This is a genomic window from Dickeya aquatica, from assembly GCF_900095885.1.
Taxonomy (GTDB): Bacteria; Pseudomonadota; Gammaproteobacteria; order Enterobacterales; family Enterobacteriaceae; genus Dickeya; species Dickeya aquatica.
This window is the reverse complement of record NZ_LT615367.1, coordinates 2,209,341-2,233,876: the sequence shown is the minus strand read 5'-3', so window position 1 is coordinate 2,233,876 and position 24,536 is coordinate 2,209,341. Positions and strand designations below refer to the sequence as shown.

The 24,536-nt window shown below is 49.0% G+C and carries 17 protein-coding genes and 2 pseudogenes; 7 read left to right on the top strand and 12 right to left on the bottom strand.

Annotated elements, in window-relative coordinates:
* Positions 1–57 precede the first annotated feature (57 nt).
* The 5 genes and pseudogenes from add to DAQ1742_RS09970 all read right to left on the bottom strand — a co-directional run bounded on the left by add (position 58) and on the right by DAQ1742_RS09970 (position 6,682).
* Positions 58–1,074 carry an adenosine deaminase gene (gene add / locus DAQ1742_RS09990; RefSeq protein WP_180706303.1) on the bottom strand — a complete coding sequence of 339 codons (1,017 nt, stop codon included), beginning with the start codon at positions 1,072–1,074 and terminating at the stop codon, positions 58–60.
* Positions 1,075–1,397: 323 nt separating this feature from the next.
* Positions 1,398–2,960, bottom strand: a complete 1,563-nt coding sequence (locus tag DAQ1742_RS09985; RefSeq protein ID WP_035341919.1) for a YdgA family protein — start codon at positions 2,958–2,960, stop codon at positions 1,398–1,400.
* Between the two features lie 67 nt (positions 2,961–3,027).
* A pseudogene (manA, locus tag DAQ1742_RS09980) lies at positions 3,028–4,188 on the bottom strand (mannose-6-phosphate isomerase).
* A gap of 203 nt (positions 4,189–4,391) precedes the next feature.
* Entirely contained in the window at positions 4,392–5,318 is a 927-nt protein-coding gene (tus, locus tag DAQ1742_RS09975) for a DNA replication terminus site-binding protein (RefSeq protein WP_035341913.1), read from the bottom strand.
* Between the two features lie 140 nt (positions 5,319–5,458).
* Positions 5,459–6,682: an MFS transporter gene (locus tag DAQ1742_RS09970; RefSeq protein ID WP_051124207.1), complete on the bottom strand. Its 1,224-nt coding sequence runs from the start codon at positions 6,680–6,682 to the stop codon at positions 5,459–5,461.
* Positions 6,683–6,833: 151 nt separating this feature from the next.
* Here DAQ1742_RS09970 and DAQ1742_RS09965 point away from each other — a divergent pair.
* The 3 genes and pseudogenes from DAQ1742_RS09965 to bioD all read left to right on the top strand — a co-directional run bounded on the left by DAQ1742_RS09965 (position 6,834) and on the right by bioD (position 9,909).
* Positions 6,834–7,742, top strand: a pseudogene (locus DAQ1742_RS09965) (LysR family transcriptional regulator).
* A 117-nt stretch (positions 7,743–7,859) separates the two neighbouring features.
* Entirely contained in the window at positions 7,860–9,077 is a 1,218-nt protein-coding gene (gene mlc / locus DAQ1742_RS09960) for a sugar metabolism global transcriptional regulator Mlc (protein WP_180706302.1), read from the top strand.
* A gap of 160 nt (positions 9,078–9,237) precedes the next feature.
* The gene (gene bioD / locus DAQ1742_RS09955; RefSeq protein ID WP_035341904.1) at positions 9,238–9,909 is read left to right on the top strand and encodes a dethiobiotin synthase; all 672 of its coding nucleotides are present in this window, start codon (positions 9,238–9,240) and stop codon (positions 9,907–9,909) included.
* A 176-nt stretch (positions 9,910–10,085) separates the two neighbouring features.
* On the opposite strand, the gene DAQ1742_RS09950 is transcribed toward bioD, so the two are convergent.
* Both DAQ1742_RS09950 and ydfG read right to left on the bottom strand, forming a co-directional pair.
* Positions 10,086–10,442, bottom strand: coding sequence for a DUF1283 family protein (locus tag DAQ1742_RS09950; RefSeq protein ID WP_035341901.1), 357 nt, complete (start codon positions 10,440–10,442; stop codon positions 10,086–10,088).
* Positions 10,443–10,832: 390 nt separating this feature from the next.
* The gene (gene ydfG / locus DAQ1742_RS09945; protein WP_035341898.1) at positions 10,833–11,582 is read right to left on the bottom strand and encodes a bifunctional NADP-dependent 3-hydroxy acid dehydrogenase/3-hydroxypropionate dehydrogenase YdfG; all 750 of its coding nucleotides are present in this window, start codon (positions 11,580–11,582) and stop codon (positions 10,833–10,835) included.
* Positions 11,583–11,978: 396 nt separating this feature from the next.
* On the opposite strand from ydfG, the gene DAQ1742_RS09940 reads away from it, so the two are divergent.
* From DAQ1742_RS09940 to DAQ1742_RS09925, 4 genes are all read left to right on the top strand, one after another.
* A complete protein-coding gene (locus DAQ1742_RS09940) occupies positions 11,979–12,404 on the top strand; it encodes a GNAT family N-acetyltransferase (RefSeq protein WP_051124045.1) in 426 nt (141 codons plus the stop codon).
* A 4-nt stretch (positions 12,405–12,408) separates the two neighbouring features.
* On the top strand, positions 12,409–12,966 hold the full coding sequence (locus DAQ1742_RS09935) for a GrpB family protein (protein WP_051124044.1): 558 nt from the start codon (positions 12,409–12,411) through the stop codon (positions 12,964–12,966).
* A gap of 713 nt (positions 12,967–13,679) precedes the next feature.
* Positions 13,680–14,375, top strand: coding sequence for an expansin EXLX1 family cellulose-binding protein (locus tag DAQ1742_RS09930; RefSeq protein WP_269472546.1), 696 nt, complete (start codon positions 13,680–13,682; stop codon positions 14,373–14,375).
* Positions 14,376–14,629: 254 nt separating this feature from the next.
* Complete coding sequence (locus tag DAQ1742_RS09925) at positions 14,630–16,498, top strand: potassium transporter Kup (protein ID WP_180706301.1); 1,869 nt, start codon at positions 14,630–14,632, stop codon at positions 16,496–16,498.
* Between the two features lie 219 nt (positions 16,499–16,717).
* Here the strand turns inward: DAQ1742_RS09925 and DAQ1742_RS09920 are convergent, their stop codons facing one another.
* From DAQ1742_RS09920 to DAQ1742_RS09900, 5 genes are all read right to left on the bottom strand, one after another.
* Positions 16,718–18,154, bottom strand: a complete 1,437-nt coding sequence (locus DAQ1742_RS09920; RefSeq protein WP_083961037.1) for a serralysin family metalloprotease — start codon at positions 18,152–18,154, stop codon at positions 16,718–16,720.
* 410 nt (positions 18,155–18,564) lie between these two features.
* Positions 18,565–20,007 carry a serralysin family metalloprotease gene (locus tag DAQ1742_RS09915; RefSeq protein WP_180706327.1) on the bottom strand — a complete coding sequence of 481 codons (1,443 nt, stop codon included), beginning with the start codon at positions 20,005–20,007 and terminating at the stop codon, positions 18,565–18,567.
* Between the two features lie 144 nt (positions 20,008–20,151).
* The gene (locus tag DAQ1742_RS09910; protein WP_180706300.1) at positions 20,152–21,594 is read right to left on the bottom strand and encodes a serralysin family metalloprotease; all 1,443 of its coding nucleotides are present in this window, start codon (positions 21,592–21,594) and stop codon (positions 20,152–20,154) included.
* A gap of 193 nt (positions 21,595–21,787) precedes the next feature.
* On the bottom strand, positions 21,788–23,158 hold the full coding sequence (locus tag DAQ1742_RS09905; RefSeq protein ID WP_180706299.1) for a TolC family outer membrane protein: 1,371 nt from the start codon (positions 23,156–23,158) through the stop codon (positions 21,788–21,790).
* A 12-nt stretch (positions 23,159–23,170) separates the two neighbouring features.
* Positions 23,171–24,532, bottom strand: a complete 1,362-nt coding sequence (locus tag DAQ1742_RS09900) for an HlyD family type I secretion periplasmic adaptor subunit (RefSeq protein ID WP_083961035.1) — start codon at positions 24,530–24,532, stop codon at positions 23,171–23,173.
* Positions 24,533–24,536 lie beyond the last annotated feature (4 nt).

Genomic DNA, 24,536 nt, shown 5'->3' with positions numbered 1-24,536 from the left:
AAAGACCAAAGCGGGCTCACATGAGCCCGCTTTTGCTATCTGCCGTTATCCGTGAGTCTATTTGGCGTCGCGTTGTTGTACCTGCTGGCGCAACTGCTGTTTTTCCTGTTCGGAAATGAAAGCCATGCGCAGACCGTTTTCCTGGGCCTGACGAATCTCTTGCGGTGTCAGACCGGCCAGCGGTGCGGCGACCTCATACTCATGGCGAATGTCGATGCCCTGAACGGCAGGATCATCAGTGTTAATGGTTGCCGGAATACCATGATGTAAAAAGTGTACCAGTGGGTGTTCATCGAGCGATTTTACCGTACTGGTTTGCAGGTTTGATGTCAGACACGATTCAATGCCAATCTGATGTTCGGCCATGTATTCCATCAGTGAAGGATCGACAATGGCGGCAACGCCGTGCCCAATACGCTCTGCACCCAATTGCTGAATCGCGTGCCAGATACTTTCCGGCCCGGCGGCTTCGCCGGCATGGGCGGTAATGCGCCAGCCTGCATCACGCGCACGGCTGAAGTGGCCGGTAAACAGTTCCGCCGGGAAAGCCGAGCTCGTCACCCGCAAGGTCGATAGCGGTAATCGCACTTTTTTGTGTAATAATGCGTCAAGCTCTTCCTGACAGGCTTCAGTGCCAAATGTACGGCTCATTATCCCTATCAGTCGTACCATGACCCGGTGCGAGTGGTCGCGGCAGGCGCTGGTGATACCGTCGATAACGGCTTCTACCACACCTGCCATCGGTAACCGATGACCCTGCGCCATGTAGTAAGGTGAAAAGCGCAGTTCGGTATAGTCCAGCCCTGCACGAATGGCGTCCTCCACATTCTCATAGGCGACCCGGCGACAGGCATCCAGAGACCCTAGTACGGCAACTCCCCAGTCCAGTTTTTGTAAGAAACTGAGTAAATCCGGTTCGTTGTCCATGATTTGGACATGGGGTAGCAACGAGGCCAAATCCTGTCCTGGCAGGGCGATATTGAATTGGCGACCCAATTCAAGAATGGTCTGAGGGCGGATATTGCCATCAAGATGGCGGTGGATATCCGTCAGCGGAATGTGCGGATCAATCATGTTCTACCCGTTTCTTTGCAAAGTAACTGTAAGTTCAAGCCATGTTCCTCATTATCGATGCGTATTTTTGCCCGCAAAAACGGGCGACTCACCCTACGGGGAACCTCGCCTGATTAGCGTAACGCGCAGTATAAAAATAAATGTCGGTGTTTTGCCATTGATAGCCAAAAGAAAGTTGAAGATTTCCGCAAAGACAGTGCAGGCCGCCGCCACCTGACTGACGGTGACACCGGTTTTGCGCCGATAACGCTGAACCCGGAATAAAAAAAACCGGGCGAACAGTGCCCGGTTGTGAGGTTTTATATGACGCGCTCATCCCGCCATTATGGGCTTACTGATGGGTCGGACTGAGTATCCACCGGGCCTGATGGTGCATCGTCGTCTTCTTCGGGCGCACTTTCACTGTGCTGATTAATCAGCGGCGCGACAAAGTTACTGAGCGGAATTTTTTGATCGTTGAACGTCACCACGCCATCGCTGTAGTGAAGCAGGCTGGTTATGGCGTTATCTTTAGTCACCGTCAATTGGCTCATCTGACCGATGTTTGCCATCAACTGGGCCTGCTGACGAGCCATTTGGGCTGTCTGTTTTTTCTCTTCATCTGATGAGGCCTTAGGAGCGACCTGCACAATCGCTTCGCTTATCATCTCCAGCGGTACATTCAGGCGCGCGTCCAGACTTTTTACCGACTGGCGAATCAGGGCTTCTTCATCTGACAGGTTACTGGTTGGCTGACTGCCTTTTTGCAGCGGATCGGTTAGATCCAACGCTAATGTAAACGTGCTTTCTCCTTTGGCGTTTTTCCAGCTTAATGGCGCGACCTTGATGCTCGGGTTACCTTTGAGCAACAGCGGCAGGGAGCGCAGCACCAGTGCACTCATCTGCTGCTCATAGGCAGAGGTGCCCAGCTCTTTGTCCTGTAACATCGTCCGCAAGGTTTTTCTATATTGCGTCATAAACTGGCGCGCGCCATTGCCATCCAGACCGGCAAAGTTGACATTCAGATTCAGCGACCCCAGGTTCTGCTCGCCGTAGACTATTGACCCCAGCGCGATGGCCATCTGACCTGCCAGGTTGTTGTCATCTTCACTGCTGTGATTAGTAAGGGAGAAATCGTTTAACGTCAGGTTATTGCCATTGGGTATATCCATCACCAGTTTTTTCAGCGTCAGTTTGGCATCACCCACTTCCAGCTCAAACTTGCCTTTGCGGGTATCGCTGTTGATGCCCAGATCCTGCAAGACAATTTTTTCAGCAGGCCGCTGTGTGTTGGCTTTTTCCACCGACAGATTACTGATGTTACCCACCAGCCTGGCTTCCCGCAGATCAACGGCCATATCAAGCTGTAACTGGGTACCGCTAAAGGCAATTTTCATCTCATCGGCTGTTTGAGACGCTATCGGTGGCAGTGTGAACGTTGAGTGTGTGTCACCACTGTAATCGATACGACTGTCGACGATGATAAACGGCTTGTTGTTAGTTAATGCAAACAATGACTTAACAGACTCGGTATTCGTCATTTCAGCATGAACGGCAGCCATCGCAGGTTTCAGGCTAAATGACGAACCACTCATAGGCAGCGGGCCGTGGAATAGGGTGGTGTTAAAGACAATCTCATCATTTCCGCTCAGAATATGCTGTGATGCGCTGGTGACGTCTGGCTCAATAACCAATGTTATCTGGCTGCTGAAAACATGACGCTGATAGTCGCGAAACACCACTTTAATACCGGACTGCGGATAGGCATTTTTCAGTTGTGTGTTCAGGTTGTTAGTTGCCTCCTCGATATGCTGTTCAATCTGCTTACCGGTGTACCAGGAAGCGCCAACAAAAGCAGCTGCGAGCGCGATCACAACGCCTGCGGCGATGACGGTTTTTTTTGCCACGTTATATATCCTTGTTGATTAACGATTTCTGCATGACACACCAAACATAGATAACTGCTATGAATGTTTATAAAGGCCGGTTGTAAACCCGGGCCACCTTGCCGTTCCCCTGAATCTTTATCGATGATTCGCAGGCCGGAATAAAACAGGACTCACCCGCAAACAGGCTGAGTTGTTGTTGACCTTGCTCTAACAATACGTGTCCTTCAACGCAAAAGAGAATAGTGGCACTTTGCTCAGACACCCTGTGCGGTGTGCCATCAAGATGGTGCAATGAAAAGGCAAAGTCATCGACCGGGATAGGGAAATGGTACTCATCGTCGATGCGGGCCGGAGACGTCAATATTGATGCCGCCGGTGTGGCCTCAAAACGGACATTTGCCAGCAGTTCGGGAATATCGATGTGCTTAGGCGTTAGTCCTGCACGCAGCACGTTGTCTGAATTCGCCATCACTTCCAGCGCACTACCATGGAGGTAAGCATGTGGTGTCTCTGCCCGCAAGAACATGGCTTCACCGGGGCGCAGTGTGACTACATTGAGCAAAAGTGGTGAGAACAGGCCGCCATCATCCGGGTAATAGCGGGCAATAAACCGGATAGTCTCCCACGGCTCGCCCTGAGATGTTTGTGTGACATGTTTTAGCTGCGCTAATGCCTGGGCTTTCTGCGCACCTGTCATGCTGAGCAGGCTGGCAAACAGGGTCGCCAGTGTCTGGCCCTGTGGCTGGTGCAAAAAAGCGGCTATTGCGGGGTGGGCGTCACCAAGTGGTTGCAACAGTGCCGCAATAGCGCTGAACTCCCTAAAGCCGTTCATGGCCAGATACCAGCTCGGGCTTGTGGTTAGCATCTTTATAGTTGCGTTCTGGTGCATCAAGGCTAATACCGGCTGCATTTTCACGGGCAAACCCAGCCTGAGCCGACGCTTTATTCGGGTGCACCTGAATTGAAAGCGGCTGTTCGGCACATAACACTTTGAAGAGAAAAGGCAGTTCACCAAAACGCGTGGCGATGGTCGCCCCCAGCATGCCGGGTTTATCCTGTGCGATGACATCGCGCAGATTACGGGCTTGTCCGTGTGCATCCAGTAAAAAAGAGCTGCTTTAGGGTGTGCGCCCATCCACAGTTCAGCCATCGGCAAGTTATCTGGATTTTCAATGCCATAGCGTTCCGTCAGCGCTGAGCGGCTGCCCCAGGCATAATGCTGCACACTGTTGCGCATTTTTTGCATGATGTTTGCTCGTTACCTAACAACAGGTTAGTTTTTTAGTAAATAAGGGTACGACCCGTACAATGATGACATCATTGTGCAACGGCACGCCATGTTAGTGCTTTATATGCCATGATTCCAGACGCAGAAAAATCACCATGCCTCTGAAAATCACCCGTATGCCGTTTACGTGTGTAACATGATGATGGCTTACTGGCTGTTTGTCAGATGTTGTCATCGGTATACAGGTGCAGCCTGGGAATCAACAGCCTTAATGGTGTTGCCTTGGGTCGATGCCGATGCTGAATATTTTCAGCATCATAATCACTGAGGTAGCCCATTACCGGCACGGTATCCTGATGGCATAACACCAGCAGCGGAGAAGGGCAGGGATATTGCACCTGTTTTTGCTGTTCCGGATACCAGACGCGGGCTATCGGTTGTACCTTTACCGGGCGTTTTATTTTCAATGAGGCCTGCTCTGGCAGGCGTTTTACGTCGCGAATTTCCTGCTCAAGCAAAAAGGCCCACTGTTCCTTGCTATAAGGAGCCTGGCTACGTCCTGCTCGCAGACTTTTCTCCAGTTTTGCCAGTAATGCCTCGCGCGTCATGTTTTTAATGATATTTTTATTAGCCCAGCCAAAACGAACGGAAGCGGGATCGCAAAGCAAGGTGATCGTGCGATAAGCACTCAGTGTAATCAGCCCTTTTAGATGTGTGTGAACGAAATCGAAACGTTGCTCTGGTTCCAGGCCTGATTCTACCGTTACGATATGCTCCAGCTCTTTTTTCAGCGAATTGATCAGTTCTACTCGTTCACGCGCCTGATGATACTGCGTTGTCGATACCTGAAAACACAGCACGCCAGGCAGGCGAATAGCGGCTTTACTGCTAACTGATTCGGCATGATGGTGAATAAACAAATGTCGAAAATGCGCTAACCCTTTATCCCTGGCATCTTGGCCTGAATAGGGCGTTACCGTAATTTGTGTGACGGGCATGTGTTCTTTGCCTTTCTCCACGGGCGGCAACCTGAACACATGCCCGCCCACAAAGGGAAGCTGTTGGAAACATTGCTCCAGCTGTGCCAATTGCTGCTCCAGTAAATTAAAGCAGTGGTTCATTCGGGCAATTAAATCATACGCTGCCATTTTCCAACCTTTTTAGTTACAACATACAATAAAGTATAACCCATCAGCTCGGTGAAACAAAGGTGTTAAATCGTGTCAGGCAGGAAAGCAGGAGGGTTACCAGCCAATAGCTGGTAACAGAACGCACTGTGGCAGGGGAGTTAATTCTTTAATGCTTTTAGCTTGATACCCAACCATAACGCCAGCAGTAACAGGCTGGATAAAAATAAGACTATGCCCGTCCAGCCATAGTGATACCAAAAGAAACCACCCAACGTACCCGCCAGACTTGAGCCGAGGTAATAGCAAAACAGGTACTGTGACGAGGCTTGTCCTTTTGCCCGCTGGGCGCGGATGCCTATCCAGCTACTGGCAACAGAATGGGCCGCAAAAAAACCGGCGGTGAATAACATCATCCCAACCAGTATCACCATCAGCGGGCTGAATGACGTGAGTAGCAGGCCGCATAACATAAGCGTAATACTGCCAAGCAGTACCGGGCCTCTGCCAAAACGAGCGGTCATGGCGCCTGCCCGAGGAGAAGCGTAACTGCCGGTTAAAAACACAACGGACAGTAACCCCACCACAGTTTGGCTCAACTGATAAGGGCCTGCCAGCAGGCGATAACCGATATAGTTGAACAGTGTGACGAAGGTGCCCATCAACAAAAAACCTTCAGCAAACAGCAGTGGCAACCCAGCATCATGCCAGTGTAGCCGTGCGTTAAGCCAAAGTATCTTCGGTCGCAGCGAGCCGGCGCGAAAATGGCAAGAGTCTGGCAGAATACGCCAGAATATCAGTGACGCGAGTAGCGCGACGCTGCCGATACAGGCGATGGCCACACGCCAGCCGAAAAAATCCGTCATGACCCCGGTCAGCAGGCGGCCACTCATACCACCAATCGAATTTCCACTGATGTATAACCCCATCGAAAATGCCACGACACTGGGGTGCATCTCTTCGCTCAGGTAGGTCATCGCCACCGCGGCGACGCCACTGAGAGCCAGCCCCGTTAGCGCTCTCATGGCTAACAGGCCTTGCCAGTTCGTCATCGTGCAGGCGATCAGCGTGCAAACGGAAGCCAGCAACAGAGACACCACCATTACATTTTTACGACCGATAGTATCTGATAGTGGCCCGGTGAAAAGCAGCCCCGCAGCCATGGTGATGGTTGACACCGAAAGTGACAGGCTACTGCTCGCCGGTGAAGTACCAAATGCTTGCGACAACACCGGCAGTATCGGTTGTACACAATACAATAATGCAAAGGTCGCCAGCCCGGCAGAGAACAGAGCCAGCGTTATTTGTATGAATTGCGGAGTGCCCCGGGTGACAAAAGGGGGTTTATGGCCAGAAGGTGCTGAGTGGGTTGTAACATCATCCATGACAGAGGCAGCCAGTTCACGGGCAGACAGCGGGGTACTCAAAATCAATCCTTATCCGGAAAATACGGCAATAGCATCAGTGCGCGCATCATAGAATTGAGATAATTGTTTTGTATAATATATTAATAAACAGGATTGATATTTTTAAAGTATGAATATTGAGCTCAGACACTTACGCTATTTTATTGCCGTTGCAGAAGAACTTCATTTTGGCCGGGCCGCCGAAAAACTGCATATCTCCCAGCCTCCGTTAAGCCAGCAGATACAGATTCTGGAAGAGCAGCTCGGTGCACAACTGCTTGAGCGCAATAACCGCAATGTACGGCTCACACAAGCCGGTGCTCAATTTCTAAAAGAAGCCTGGGCCATCATCCATCAGGTTAATCAGGCAGCAGAGCGTGCCGGCGTATCCAGCGGGGGAAATCGGGGAGTTGAACATCGGTTTTACCTCGTCTGCACCCTTTGTAAAGCCCGTGTCGCGTGGCCTGTTACAATTTCGTCAGCGTTATCCCGACGTTCATATCCAGATGCTGGAGATCAACACCAAACAGCAAATTGCCCCTTGCTTGATGGCAAACTGGATTTAGGTGTGATGCGAAACAACCCATTGCCAGATATGCTGCATCACCAATTGCTGTTGCATGAACCTATGGTGGCGGTTGTGCATGAAGAGCACCCGCTGGCAAGCGCCCCGGCCGGGCGAATCAGTATTCAGCACCTGGCACAAGAGCCGTTCGTTTTTTTTGCCCGTGAGGTGGGCACCGCATTGTACGATGAGGTGCTGACATTGCTGAAAAAGTACGGCATCACGCCTTATATCACTCAAGAGGTGGGTGAAGCGATGACCATTATTGGTCTCGTTTCTGCCGGGCTGGGTGTCTCGCTGCTGCCGGCCTCATTCTGTCGAATCCGGGTCGATGGGGTGAAATACCTGTCATTACAGCAGGACGATGCTATCAGTGAAATGTGGGTTTCCCATCGGCAGCGGCCATTGAATACCGCCGCACAGACACTGATTACCTTGATGCTGGCAAGTTCGACGAAAAATATGTGCGTTTAATCACACGCTGAATCAAATAATTGACGACCATTAGTAAAAGCTCCACCATATCCTCAGTTTTTTATTTTACAGCGTGAAAAATACCCAGTTACGCTTAATTGCAGGAGCCGTTTCAGAGTGATTTCCAGTGGTCAGCCGGGACACATCGATCAGATTAAACAGATGAATGCCGGGGGCGTTTATCGGCTGATTGATGAATATGGCCCCATCTCCCGCATCGAATTATCCAAACAAGCCCAGCTTGCCCCTGCCAGTATTACCAAGATTGTGCGTGAGTTGATGGAAGCCCATCTGGTCAAGGAAACCGAATATCAAGATATGGGGAGCCGTGGACGCCCGGCAATAGGCCTGGTACTGGATACTGAAGCCTGGCACTTCCTTTCAGTCCGTATCAGTCATTTGATGATGACATTGGCGTTGCGCGATCTGAGCGGATGCCTGGTCGTGGAAGAGTCCGTTTCTTTACCTCGTGAACACCCGCAACCGCTACTTGATAGGATTTTAAACGAAATAGACCATTTTTTTATCCGCCACCAGCGTGTACTCGAGCGTCTGACAGCGATCGCCATTACCTCACCTGGGATAGTGGATTCTGCCACCGGCGTTATTCACCGCATGCCATTTTATGATGTAGAAGAGATGGCAATAGGCCCTGCGCTGGAACTGGGCACTGGCGTGCCGGTTTATTTACAACATGATATCTGTGCGTGGACGATGGCCGAACGGCTATTTGGCGCTTCGCGTGGATGCCAGAACGCGATTCAAATCGTTATTGACCATAACGTAGGGGCAGGGGTTATCACCGGAGGGCGGATGCTGCACGCGGGTAGTCGCACGCTGGTTGAAATTGGCCATACGCAGGTTGACCCTTATGGTAAGCGCTGTTATTGCGGCAATCACGGGTGTCTGGAAACCGTTGCCAGCATTGACAGCATACTGGAGCTGGCACAACAGCGTCTGAAAGGCTCAATGAGTTCACGGCTCCATGGTTCCCCGTTAACGGTGGAATCCCTGTGTGAGGCTGCGCTGAATAATGACCCACTGGCAAACGATATTATTGTTGATGTCGGTAATAATGTAGGCCGTATTGCCGCTATTATGGTCAATCTGTTCAATCCCGATAAAATTCTCATCGGTTCCCCGTTAAATCAGGCGGCTGATATTTTATATCCGGCTATTATTGATTGCATTCGCCGTCAGGCATTGCCTGCATATAGTCATAACCTACAGGTCATTTCCACCCACTTTTATAACCAAGGTACCGTGCCAGGTGCGGCCTTAATCAAAGATGCGCTGTATAGCGGTGCGCTATTGGTCAAGCTGCTACAAGGTTGATGCATACCGATGACAGGGCCATGCCCGCCCTGTCGCCACTGACCGACAAAACCTTGCGCTAACGCAAGCCGCATTCTCAGGCCATCCCCTAGACTTTATGCTTCATAAGTAAGTTTTTGAGGTTTGTCTTTCAGGTGGTACCTGCCGGAGTGGTGTTTTCATGTTAAAGCGTATGTTTGTTACAGGAACAGATACGGCTGTGGGTAAAACCGTGGTATCGAAGGCGTTATTACAAGCGCTGACGAACACGGGTAAAACGGTGGTCGGTTATAAACCTGTTGCCAAAGGCAGTGTGGAGACAGAAGAAGGGTTACGTAATAAAGATGCGTTAATTCTGTTAGAAGCGTCGTCAGTCGCGCTGCGTTATGAACAAGTCAATCCGGTTGCGTTACCGGAAGATGAAATCAGTGCCAGTGAGCTGAAAATCAACTACTGTGCGATGACGGAAGGGCTGAACGAGCTCAACACACTGGCAGATATCGTGATTGTCGAGGGAAGTGGCGGCTGGCGTACACTGATGAATGACATGCGCACTTACTCCGAATGGGTAGTGCAAGAGCAGTTACCGGTTGTATTGGTAGTAGGTATCAAACTGGGTTGCATCAGCCATGCATTACTGACTGCGCAAGCAGTTATTAACGATGGGTTGCCGCTGGTAGGTTGGGTGGCTAACCGCATCAACCCCGGCCTTGCTAATTATGCTGAAATTATCCATGCGTTGCGTGAAAAAATTCCCGCGCCGCAATTAGGTGAGTTGCCATACCTGCCAAGAGCGGAGCAACGGGACTTATCACATTATATTGACTTATCTGCCATTGCGGCCTCGGTTTGATGGGCCGTCTGTTCCCCTCGCTGGCAGGTCTGTTTCTGCATCAGCAGTTTTGACGAGCATTCTCCATCAGTCCGGGCGGTAATAACGTCTCTGCGACTGAAAAACATCTGATTTCTTGTCTCTCGTGATTACGGTGCCGGACAAGGCACCGTAATCACATTTAATAATCAAAATGATTACGGTGTTACCTGACGACCAGTACGGCGGTCAAGACAGCGAGAGGAGCTGGCTTCCCAATAAGCATTGAAGTTGGAGCTGGCTTTACATTTCTCTTCCATCGCTTCGGCCATATCGGCTTTGTCGAAATCTCTGTCTGCTTTATCTACGCGTTTTTCAAGATGCTTATTGATCTTGTTACGCAAGGCACGCTTTTCATTCCAGTCTTCACTGCTTTCGCGTGCCGCTTCTTTTGACAATACGCTGTTGCCATTATCAATGATGATGTGCTGTGCAGCCTGTGCTGAGTGCAATACGCTCAGGCTAAACAATGACGAAGTAATGAGAAGAAATAATTTCCGTGTTTTTTTCTGCATGTTTCACCCAGACTGGAATATCACGATTAGTACATAGTACAAAACTTTCGCTGCGAAAGACTTACGCATATCCCTCATTCAACAAGAGGCAGGCATCTCCGATGCTCCGGGTTTATCTCAACCAGGTGGTTAAACCGGGGCAGATAGCGGAGCGGATTCACCTTACCGACATCGAATGATGAATACATAAAGTACGCCAGAGTCATGGCAGCCCTATAAAAATCCACTGCAACTATACATTGGCTCGTACCGTGAAACTATAACCGACTTAATATGTTCAGGAAAAGCCAACTTAGCTGCATTTTGTCTCCCAAATACCGCATGTTGCCGATGCGTTAACAAAAGCCCAGAATACACAGCAGAAAACAAGGCTAAATGTGTTAAGCCCATTCATTCATCACGGTTAACTTTCAGGCCACCATAGGTTTGATTAACCGGCATCATTTCCAGCGTGTTGATATTGACTCGAGCGGGAAGGGTGGCGACCCAGAACACCGCCTCAGCCACATCTTCTGCCGTTAACGGATCCGCTTTGTCATATGTCTGGGTGACCTTAGTCTCATCCCCTTTGAAACGTACAGAAGAAAACTCGGTGCCACCCACTAACCCCGGCTCAATATTAGTAACACGCACTTTCGTGCCAGAAAGGTCGGCGCGTAAACCTAAACTAAACTGGCGAACAAAAGCTTTGCTGGCACCATAAACATTTCCGCCCATATACGGCCAGCTACCGGCAGTAGAGCCGATATTAATAATGTGGCCAACATTGCGTTTTACCATATCGGGTAATAATGCATGGGTCATAAACACCAATCCTTTATTGTTGGTGTCAATCATGGTTTCCCATTCATCAACACTGGCTCTGTGGGCGGGCTCCAGGCCCAAAGCTAAACCAGCATTATTAACCAGAACATCAATATCACGCCATTCAGCGGGCAAAGCGGCCATCACCTGTTCCACTGCCAGACGATCGCGAACATCCAGCCGCAGTGGCAGTAATGCGGCACCGAACTCGGCTTTGAGTTCATCCAGCCGCTCCTGACGACGACCGCTGGCGATAACTTTGTGGCCCTCCTGAATAAAGCGTCGGGTGATAGTTTCGCCGAATCCCGCTGTAGCACCGGTGACAAAAATAATCATATTTTTTTCCTCATTGATTTGACTGCATATTCTGAACGCATCAGGTTCCTTGACATCATCTCAGGCGGGCAAGTGCGACAATCATCGCAGCATAGCGCAACTTTGGGGCTGGCTCTATGTCTTATCTGTTTTTTTCGTTATGCTTCACTTGAAAATTCATTATGTTGCAGCATTTTCAATATGTTCTGGAAAGGGTGTGGCGATCTTAAAAATAGGGAAGGGGATTGCAGTCAGCACTGGAATAACAGCAATGCTATTTATATCCAGTACCCGTATTTATGAGTGGTGAGGTTGAATCTAATGATACCCAGACAAGGCAACGCAAAAAATGAGCAGTGCAGGTTTGCTAATCCATCTTTTATTCGGCTTTCAATAGCCAATGAAGATGAGTTATGTATGATGGAGCGTTTAAGTCATCATAATATGATTGAGTATTATCAACAGCATGCACTTTTTTGGGACTCGGAACGCCACCATGAGATATTAACAACGAATGACACCACCACGATTTATTACAACGATGAGATTATCGGTTTCTTTTGTCTGAAAACTGATATCAACGCATCATTTTGCTGGATAAAAGATTTACAGCTTTATCCAGAATGGCGCAATTACGGCATAGGTAAATGGGTACTGGAAACGATTGAGTCGACATGTCGGCAACAACATCTATGCTGGCTTCGACTTTGTGTTTTTATTAATAGCCCGGCATTGGCTCTATATTATCGTCATGGTTTTGTTCTGGTTGATGAAAATACAGGCATTCTCAGGCTGGAAAAACAATTGTCTTCATCTTGCCCCGTCAATCGACAGGAGAAATAGTAATATGGCATTGACCAGTAAAATCACAGCATATAACGCACGGTGGCCAGAAATGTTTCTTGCTGAATGTCAACGCCTTGAAAAGGGGTTTGGTGGTGCACTGATTGCTTTTTATCATGTTGGCAGCACCGCCGTTCCCGGCCTTGCGGCCAAGCCAGAAATTGATCTGCTGGCAGAGATAACGCCACAGCATTGTGAATCTCGTATTGATGATTATTTAATACGTCATGGATATGTCAGAGGAAGAGATTTATCGCCAGGGCATCGCTTTTATAAACGAGATTATAACGGCATACGAACGCATAAAATCCATGTTTGTATTCGCGGGCATGAACAGATTGCCGCGATGCTACAATTTCGCGATGCGCTGATAGCCCATGAGGAGATCAGAAATGCTTACCAGGCACTGAAATTGAAACTAGAGTCTGAAAATAAGCATGGCATAAAAGAATATCTGAAAGAAAAGAAACCTTTCATTGCTAACGTATTGGCTGGCATCTTCGTTTACAACGAATCCGGTCATGATGATGAACGCCATCAGCTCATAGGTGATGACAAATGACAAGCCGAGCCATTCGGGATGTGTCGGTACTGACCAACTATGTGGCCAGCCCGGATACCAGAATCTGTCTGACCTTACCTTGGTTCGCATAATGTATATTATGTTAAATTAAATGTGCGGGTAAAATATCAGCTTGTGGAGACAACATGAACTTCAGAGACAATCAGCCCTACCCGGGGGCCAAACCATGCAACGAGATTTGCTGACACACTGCGTGCTTTCGGTCAGCCTGGCCTCGTCGGACGCGACCAATGTTCCTGCCGAGAATGATATATCGATCGCGCTGTTTTCACCGGGCACTCGAGATTGTGGTCATCTACTTCCCGCCAAACGACGGTGGCGCACTTGTTTTACACTGTTTTGTTGAACATCCATGCAAAATGTGCAAAAAAAATCTCGCGACGTTGATTCCGCTAAGTACCTGTCATTACCTGGTTAATTTTCATCCATTTGCTGTGGTTTCTTATTTTTAACCAGACAGATCATCTTGTTAGATGATTTTGGATTCTTATATCCATCCTAAAAGGATGTAATTAGTTTTTTATTATGCGGTTTATTTTTCTTTTTACAGAAAGAAATACTCTATTTTCTTCTTTGACATTTTTTTACTGTTCATTTATAAAAAAATACACGTTTAGCGTTAAACATTTAATGCTTAAGCGTTTAAACACATTGGGATGCATTCACAACAAATAATATATAAGGATATAATTATGATGAAATTAAAGACTGCTCTATTAGTATCTTCTGTATTATTAGCACCGCTGAGCCAAAGTGCTCATGCAGCCTGGCAACTCGGTGATATTTGCTACGGCTATGCAACAGCAACAGGCTCAGGATATTCAGGAGGTGCTGTATTGCTGGACCCGATTCCAGCCGATATGGAAATCACAGCACTGAACCCCGCACAGCTCAACTATAAAGGCGTTAAAGCTGCATTGGCCGGTGCTTATCTGAAAGTCACCGGCCCTAAAGGCAGCACGATTGTTTATGTCACGGACCTTTATCCTGAAGGAGGCAATTGCGCACTGGACTTGTCATTTAATGCATTCAAGAAAATTGGCAATCTGCAAGATGGCAAAATCAATATTCAGTGGGAATTGGTTAAGGGGCCTGTTACCGGGAATGTTGTCTACCGCGTTAAAGAGGGTTCTAACCCATACTGGGCCGCAGTACAGATTAGAAATGTTAAGTACCCTATTCTCTCACTGAGATATTTACGTGATGGGAAATGGATAAGCCCGCCGAAAACAGATTACAACCACTTTATTCTGGAGAATTTAGGTAAAAACTATACACCTATCGAATTCACCGACGTGAAAGGCAATATATTAAGCGATACGTTGCCGCCAATGCCTGATAACACATCCTCTGCCTATCTGATTACTGGCAAGGTGCAGTTACCGTAAGAATAGTGACAGAGCATTAGTAGTAAATGCTGAATAAATGATGTTAATGCTATAAATAACGGGGGTTATCTTAATAGATAACCCCCGTTTTTATCTCTGCTAATTGTCAAGGCCGGGTTCGTCATTCTCATGGAAATAAGATTCGTTATGTGTTAAGCAGAAATATCGATGGCATCACGTCTGAAATAACATAACCGTCTACACTGTCATTGCACGGCATTTTTCTTATCCTACACTCTCACCGGGATGTGCATATGACTCCTACACCGCAAGACAAATCGCCTGGCTTAATGGCGATCTCCGCATTAGGTATTGTGTTTGGCGATATTGGTACCAGCCCGCTTTATACTTTCAACACGGTCATACAATTAGCCGGAGGCAGTGCCCAGCCCGAGACCGTACTGGGGTTGTTGTCACTATTGTTCTGGACACTAATTATAGTGACATCAATAAAATATGCGTTATTTGCAATGCGTATTGATAATCGAGGTGAAGGTGGCGTACTGGCCCTGATGTCACTGCTTTTGAATAATCAATCCAAACGCCAGACATGGATCATTGCAACGGGTTTGCTGGGCGCGGCGTTCATCTACGGTGATGGGGCAATTACCCCTGCTATCTCGGTGCTATCCGCGCTTGAAGGGCTTGGGCTGGTTGTCCCTGAAACGACAGATTATATATTGCCTCTGACGCTGGTTATCTTGATCGTTATCTTTGCCATTCAACCGCTTGGCACCGCAAGAATCAGTCAATTTTTCGCCCCCGTGATGCTTATCTGGTTTCTGACGCTGGCTGTGCTCGGTATACGAAGTATTGTGCATTATCCTGCGGTGCTGTTAGCGATTAATCCCTTCTATGCATTAGAGTTTTTTGTTACTCACGGCCATGTTGGCTTACTGATTTTAGGTGGCGTGTTCTTGTGTGTGACGGGTGCTGAAGCCTTGTATGCCGATATGGGGCATTTTGGACGCAAGCCGATTTGGATTGCCTGGTATGCTATGGCACTTCCTTGCCTGTTATTAAATTATGCAGGCCAGGCGGCATTTATTCTTTCAGGATCTGATGCCACTACCAACATTTTTTATCGCTTATGTCCACCTGCATGGCAAATGCCACTGATTGTGCTGGCGACGCTGGCCACCATTATCGCCAGTCAGGCTATCATTTCCGGGGCTTTCTCGATGACGCGACAGGCGATTCAGCTCGGCTGGTTGCCCAGAATGAAAATCACCAGACTGGCGGAACAAAGCTATGGCCAGATCTATCTGGGCACGGTGAACTGGCTATTGATGGCTGTCACTATCAGCCTGGTGGTGTTCTTTCAGTCCTCCGAACGCCTGGCAGCCGCCTACGGTATCGCTGTGTCTATCACCATGCTGATGACCACACTCTTATTGTATGTCGCCATGCGCAAAATTTGGCACTGGAGTAAGTTAACCAGCCTTGGTGTGACGGGGTTATTCATCATTATCGATGCCGGATTTTGTTTTGCGAATATGCTTAAATTTTTTGAAGGTGGTTATGTTCCGCTGCTACTGGCGTTGCTGGTTTTCTGCATTATGTTTATCTGGCGGCGTGGTGTAACGCGTGTTTCTCAGAGTGTGGCGGACAAGGCATTATCTGTAGAGGAGTTTCTTCAGTCGTTGCCACAAAAAGGCATTTCTCGGGTACCTGGCGTCGCCGTATTTCTCACCCGGGTTCAGGATGTTGCACCGCCGGTGATGCGCTGGCACGTTAAACGCAACCAGGCACTGCATGATAAAATCATCTCACTGACAATTCAGGTTCTTGATGTCCCGAGAGTCCGCCATGAAGATAAACTTTCACTGACGGAAAAACATCCGGGCTTTTGGCAAGGTGTTGCTTATTATGGGTTTATGGAAAAACCGGACATCCCTGCCCTGCTTCAAAGTGTGCCGCCTTTGCGTCAATGTACGGATCATGAAGCCGTCACGTACTACATTGGCCATGAGTCGATCGTCGCGAAAAACGGAACAGATGCGCTGCCTCGCTGGCAATCCTATCTGTTTGCCTGGATGATGCGAAACAGCCTGCACGTTACAGAGTATTATCAACTACCGGGCAATCAGGTCATTGAGATAGGCCGCAGAATAGCTATATAACAACGAGTTAATTACCCGCTACCGCGATAAATCAGGGACGGGAAAACAGTCACCCCGTCCCTGATGACGCGTGTATTCCCCTGATTGAAAGTGACTAAGTGATTGTTTCAGGCAGACGTCTTCTTTTATCTTAATAAGTATGTTGTAACTAAATTGGTTGGCAAAAAGGGGGCACTGCATCATGCCCCGCTGTGTTCACGACAATGCCGGTTGCGTTAATTACACAACAAAGTCGGCAGTCTGAGAAACCTGACCAACAATTTTCACCAGAAACTCTGGCGAGGTATTGTTATCAAGATTGAGATACAGGTTGCTGACATTTGATGCAGAATCCCAGTTAAGTAACACTTCACCACCAGAACCGCTGAACTGATTGACAAAGTGCAAGTTATTACCGGTATTCAGTGCTGACAGGTCGATTTTATCAATGCCAGACTGGAAATCGCGGATCCAGTCTGGTGCGGCGACTTTAGAATCAGAAACAGCGGTATAGACAAAGGTGTCTCGGCCTGTGCCACCATAGAGCTGATCCGCTCCGGCTCCACCGTACAGAACGTCATCACCGGCTCCGCCGCGCAAGATGTTATCGGCACTATTACCGATCAACACATCATTACCTGCGCCACCAATGGCATTTTCGATGGTAACACCGTGAGCAATAGAAATATTGCCTTTAAGCCCCCCGACGTCGGACAATGAACCTTCGGTCAGGTTAATGCGCTGATTGGTGCTATAACCCGAGAAATCAAAGGTGTCATTGCCACCGGCATCCCACACTGAAAAAATCAGCGCTTTGCTACTGCTGGTTGCTGTGTAGAAATCTCTGTCTGTATTGGAGTTAAATCCATAGGTTGTATCACCGGTACGGGTGGTCAGATTGGCACCGTAAAGGCGTTGGATCGCGGCGATATCATCCAACAGTGGGCCGGCGGCATAATGGCCTTTGAAGTCACCACCGGTATTTTTTTCACTCCAGTAACTCATGACGCTGAACTGGCGGGTATCTTCTGCATAGGTGACATTGTTGTAAGTTGGATTACCCTGACCTGCATTGTAGTCACCGGGATGGCTTAACCCGAGCGCGTGCCCAATTTCATGGGTGAGTGTCTGGCGACCATACTCCATCGTATCAGGGCTACGAATGTTATCCACATTGTAGTTATACCAGGTTGTACCTGATGCACTGTCACTTCCCGGCAGATAAGCATATGCCTGAGTGCTGTTATCAAGGCGGCCGCTGGAATCACGGGTGTAATTGCCAAACGTTATATTGGCTGACTGATTACCCGTCACCTCTGTGAGCTTGATATTGGCCACATCCGCCCAAGACTGTAATGACAGCTTCGCCTGTGCAACCTGTGCCGCATTGAATTTGACAAACCCGGTGTCGCCATCCGGTGTGGACTTGGCAGACTGGAGAAATTTAAATGTCAGATTGGCTGATTTGCCAAAAACACTCGTCCCATTCCAGCTAGCGTTCTCCCGGGTAATTTGTACGCCCGCATCATCAATTGAATAAGATGGTTTGCCATTAATTGTCAATCCATTGCCACGCTCATGATAATGCAGAAGGCCATATATGGAATCATAGCTACTGCTGGTTGCCGATAAGGCATGCACAGCATCATCATCACGAGACGACAAATTCTTCTCCATAACACCCTCACTAATATAGATAATTTAAATAAACCATCGCCATTAAGTAACAGGTAAATAAGTCCCTATCATTTTAATGACATTCACGTTAGAACATAGCCAGAAGTATTTATCCAAAGAAAGAACAAATATGGCCTTACATCTGAATGGCACCTGAATCAGTGCTACCTATTTATATAAGACACTGTAATGTTTTTGTAAAGAATCAAAGTGGTTATTTTATGAAAAATAAAATAATAATTACTGGAGAGGTGAAATAGTTCATTTGCAGCATAAGTTATACAGATAGAACAAAAGGGATTTTTTCTATTATTCAGCCCATAAAGCAACTGTCCTATTTAAAACAGATCAATAAATGAAATAATAAACAGGGCAGATAAACTGCCCTGAGTAATAATCAAGAGAAACAATTACACAATAACATCAGCCTGCGTTGCCTGGCCGACAATACGCACCAGAAAATCAACCGAACTGTGGCCCGCTTCATGCAACCACAGATTGGTGATACTGTTGGCGGCATCCCACTGCAACAGCACTTCCTGACCTTTGCCGGTAAACTGATCTTGTACAAAGCTCAGTTGCCCCTCGTTTCTGAAGGCTGACAGGTCAATTTTGTCCACGCCTTTCTGGAAATCGTTTATCCAGTCATACGCGCTTACCGTCGAGTCCTGGCCGCTGGCATAGACAAACGTATCGCGTCCGGCTCCACCGGTCAGGGTGTCCGCACCGCCACTGCCGTACAGCACATCGTTCCCGGCACCGCCTTGCAACACATTATTGCCACTGTTGCCCACGAGAATGTCATTGCCCGACCCGCCAATGGCATTTTCAATGGTCACACCCTGTGCAATGGACACGTTGCCCTTAAGTCCCCCCACATCGGAGAAAGAGCCTTCATTCAGGTTAATACGCTGATTGGTGCTATAACCGGAGAAATCAAAGGTGTCGTTGCCGCCCGCATCCCACACCGAAAAAATCAGTGCCTTGCTACTGTCTGTCGCGGTATAGAAATCTCGGCCGGTGTTTGAGTGGAAACCATAGACACTATCGCCGGTACGGGTGGTCAGATTGGCTCCGTATAAACGCTGAATCGCCGCAATATCATCAATCATCGGCGCACCGCCATAATGCCCCAGATAATCGGCACCGGTTTCATTTTCACCCCAATAACTCATGATGCTGAACTGATAGCTGTCTTCAGCATAGACGGCATTGTTATAGCTTGGCGTGCCTTCACCCGCATTATATTCCCCAGGATGGGCCAACCCTAAAGCATGCCCAATTTCATGCGTAAAGGTTTGACGGCCATATTCTTCTGTGCCCGGATGAACCACGTTCGATTGATTGTAGTTATACCAGGTACTTCCCTGACCGAAACCACCCGGATAATAAGCATACGCCTGCGTGCCGTAATCCAAATTACCATTAGCATCACGCGTATAATTACCAAAAGTAATATTCGCTGATTTATTTCCCGTCACTTCAGTGAATGAAAGGTTAGCAACATCTGACCACGATTGCAGCGCAAGCTTTGCCTGCTCAATCTGCTCGGTATTAAATTTAACAAAACCTTTATCACCCGCCGGTGTTGACGTAGCGGATTGCAGGAATTTAAACGTCAGATTGGCTGATTTGCCAAGAACATTTTCCCCATTCCAGGTGGTATTCTCCCGGCTAATTTGCACAGCGGCCTGATCAATCGAATACGATGTTTTTCCATTTATTGTTAATCCATTGCCTCGGTCGTGATAATGCAACAGATCATAAACAGAATTATACGCATTGCTCGTCCCTGAAGAAGCCGCTAAAGCTTGTTGTGCGTCAGCCTGACGTAAAGACAGATTTTTTCCCATAAAATCCTCAGTAATCATGATGGATAGCCTTGTCATTCATCAGCCGGGCGAAATACTCCCTGCCAGAATGACACCAGCATAACAATATTTTTCGAAATACCATGTTGGACCCGTTAAAAACGCGCCCGCTATTTGTGCCGTTATTTAGGCGATAATATCAGCCTGCGTTGCCTGGCCGACAATGCGCACCAGAAAATCAACCGAACTGTGGCCCGCTTCATGCAACCACAGATTGGTGATACTGTTGGCGGCATCCCACTGCAACAGCACTTCCTGACCTTTGCCGGTAAACTGATCTTGTACAAAGCTCAGTTGCCCCTCGTTTCTGAAGGCTGACAGGTCAATTTTGTCCACGCCTTTCTGGAAATCGTTTATCCAGTCATACGCGCTTACCGTCGAGTCCTGGCCGCTGGCATAGACAAACGTATCGCATCCGGCTCCACCGGTCAGGGTGTCCGCACCGCCACTGCCGTACAGCACATCGTTCCCGGCACCGCCTTGCAACACATTATTGCCACTGTTGCCCACGAGAATGTCATTGCCCGACCCGCCAATGGCATTTTCAATGGTCACACCCTGTGCAATGGACACGTTGCCCTTAAGTCCCCCCACATCGGAGAAAGAGCCTTCATTCAGGTTAATACGCTGATTGGTGCTATAACCGGAGAAATCAAAGGTGTCGTTGCCGCCCGCATCCCACACCGAAAAAATCAGTGCCTTGCTACTGTCTGTCGCGGTATAGAAATCTCGGCCGGTGTTTGAGTGGAAACCATAGACACTATCGCCGGTACGGGTGGTCAGATTGGCTCCGTATAACTTCTGGATCGCGGCGATATCATCCATCAGCGGCCCGGCGGAGTAATGCCCTTTAAAGTCACCACCGGTATTTTCTACATCCCAGTAACTCATGATGCTGAATTGACGGGAGTCTTCAGCATAAGCCGCACTATTTTTATAGCTGATATTCACTTCACCGGCATTGTATTCTGCCGGATGGCTCAGCCCGAGAGCATGGCCGATTTCATGGGTAAATGTCTGGCGGCCATAGTCCTCGGTATCAGGATTACGCACAGTAGACTGGTTATAGTTAAACCAGGCACTGCCGGATACCGGATGCTGACCGGGATAGGCCGCATAAGCCTGGGTATCGGTGTTTAAACTCCCGTCAGCATTACGCGTGTAGTTCGCAAAGGTGATGTTGGCTTTTTGCGTCGGGCTGACTTCAGTGAACGTCAGGTTCGCCACATCGGCCCATGATTGTAATGACAGTTTGGCCTGCTGGATCTGTACAGGCGTAAACTTCACCGGCCCGGTATGGCCATTGGGTGTTGATGTAAAGGTATTGAGAAACGAGTACGTCAGGTTAGCGCCCTTACCAAAAACATTATCACCGTTCCAGGTGGTATGTGGCCGGGTTAACCCCTCTTCAACCGCTTTGTCCGTACTGTAGGATGGTTTCCCATTGACCGTCCCTCCATCACCACGTTGATGGTAATACCAGAAGTCGTACACATCCGCATAACCGGTGTAATTTCCCGGCGTAGCGGCGGCAGAGGTACTCAACGAAACTTTATCGTTTTGTTGCATATTACTTCTTCCATAAAGTCTGACAATCTACTGTCAGAATGCCTTTTTCATCATTCATACCCCGAAAAATACGTAATATCGTTCAGGAGAATGACCACCACTCCTCTGCCCTGTTGCGCAGAGGAAATCTTGTAACAATAACGAGCGGCCAACGCATTACCGGTCATCACCCAACCGGAGCGGCACAAAAAAGCTAATGAACGTTACGATTGGCTTGATGATTAGCCGACACCTCTGGCTGAAACCATGCTGCCAGTTGAATCATGTCTTGCTCGCTTAAGGTACCGGCGGTGTAACGCAAGTTGAGCCAGGCTTGTAACCAGCGATATTTCACCTCTGCCAGTTCACGGCGGGCGTTATACCACTCCTGCTCTGCCATCAGCACATCCAGATTGATGCGGCTCCCCCCGGAAACACTCTGCCGCGTGGCGCGAATAGCTTCTTCCGCCGCCGCCACACTCATCTGCCAGGCTTTAATTTTTGCAGAACCATTGAGGCACAAATTGAACTGACGCCGCAGCTCAGCAAAGGTTTGCCGGGTTTGGTTATCCAGCTCGGCCTGACTCTGCTGATATTCCGCCGCCGCCTGACGCATTGATGCAGACACCCGCCCACCGGAGTACAACGGCACCCGCACCTGTAACCCGACGGTTTGGGTATCATATTTCTGGTTATAGTTATATTCCGACTCAGACAGGCTGCTGCGCGTTGAGGCAACCAGATCCAGCGATGGCAAATGCCCGGCACGGTTGCGCTCAATTTCGTAACGGCTGTATTCCACGCTCTCACGCTGTACCGCCAGTTTGGCGTTATGCCTGACAGCCAGTTCCCGCCATTGTGGCAACGCGCGGTTTTCCGTGACATTGTCCGGTAATGTATCCAGTACCAGTGGCGACAACGCCTGAACCTGCAATGGTTGCCCGGTCATGTTTTCCAATACTGTCATCGCCGCATCCAGCGTATCTTGCTGCTCAATACGCTGTGCCTCAATCACCGTGTAACGTGCCTCGGTTTCCCGCAGGTCGGTTTGTGTGCCTTCACCTGCCGCCAGCAAGCGACGATTCAGCGCCAGTTGTTCCTGATAGGCACGCCGCTGAGACTCCAGCAGCGTCAACTTTTCCTGCGCCAGTAGCGCCTCACTCCATGCTTGATACAGCCGTACCATCAAATCCTGACTGCGATCGCGAAAGCGCTGATCGGACATCAGTTTGCGGGTAATCCCCTGCTGGTAACGCGCCCATGCCGCATAGTCCAGCAGCGGCTGGCGCAAGGTGAGTGTTGAGACATAGTTGTCATAATTACGTTTTGTGGTGTTATCCGTCGTGCGATCGCGCTGAGTCACTTTTGAGTGGCTATAGTTTGCGCCATAGTTGTATTGCACCGAGGGCAATAAACCGGCTCGTCCTATTGCCACTTCTTCCTGACCCGCATCACGCTCAAAACCGGCAGCGCGCAGCTGTGCATCGTTACGTAATGCCATCTCCCAGGCATCCAGCAACCCCACCGCGCCGGCATCGGTTGCACACAGACCGACTATCACCAGTAATAACGCCTTCCTTCGCATCGTTTCTTTCCGTTACTCTTCTGTTAGCGCCAGATGCATACGATCCATCAGCGGTTTAAACAGGTAATTGATAAACGAACGTTCACCAGTACGTACAAAACCTTGCACTGGCATACCCGGCTTAATCTCGAGCCCATGCAATGAGCGCTTGCCCTCATCACTCACCTGAATACGCAGACTGTAATAAGGCGTTCCCTCTTTTTCATCCACCAGACGGTCGGCTGACAACAGCGTCACAGTGCCGGGTACGCGGGGCGTCGTGCTCTGGTTAAACGCCGTGAACTGCAACTCCACTGGCAGACCAGCCCTGACTTTATCGACCATTTCTACCGGAATACGTCCATCCACCAGAAGCGGCTGATCATCTGGCACAATATCCATCATCACCTGTCCAGCCCCGACCACTCCGCCCTCGGTGAACACTTTCATATTCACCACCGTACCGGAAACCGGCGCTCGAACCTGAATGTTGGCCAGAGTAAAATCGGCTTTTTCACGCTGGCTTACTATCTCACTAAGCCGCGCCTGCACATCTGACAATTCGCTATTCACTTCCTTGTCATACTCTTGCTGACGCTGGGCAATGCGCAGTTTCTGCTGCTGAATATCACGGCGAGTACGGCCCAGCTCGCCACTGGTTTGTGCTATTTCGCCACTGACCTGGGCAAACAGACGCTCGGTTTCCAGCATTTTGTTACGCGGAACATAATTATCCGCTGCCAGTGGCCGTAAGCCGTCTAACTGCTGGCTTAACGCGGCCTGCTGCGACTGCTTGCTCCCCATCACTTTTTGCAGTGCATTCAACGAGTTTTCCATGCCTTCGATATTGGCAAGGAGGCCATCTGTTTCCAGCTTTAATGCCTGCTGGCGACTTTTTAATAACGCACCCTGCAAAGTAATAATCGCTGCCATTTCAGGACGATAACGAGCCTGAACCAGTCGAGAGGTTTCCACCAGCGAGGGCTGATGACGCTGTTCTGCCAGTAACCGCGCCTCCCGGGCGATGAGTTGATCATATTGCGCACCCAGCCCTTCACTGGTCGTGCGGGCATCAACGGCATTGAGCGTCAGCAACACCTGCCCAGCCGTGACACTGTCACCCTCTTTGACCTGTATATGATCAACAATGCCACCTTGCATATGCTGGATAACTTTACGGTTACCTGACACCACGACGTTGCCCTGTACCGCGACCCCTTTATCCAGCGGGGCCAGCAATGACCACAGCAAAAAGCCGCCAAATCCGGCGATGACCAGCCACCAGCCTAAGCGCAGCGCACGAGCCTCATCACGGTTGGCATGCTGGTGTATCAGGCTGTCATCCCAGTCATCCACCACCTGGGTGGGTTGTTTTGTTACATCCATGCTTGTCATTCAC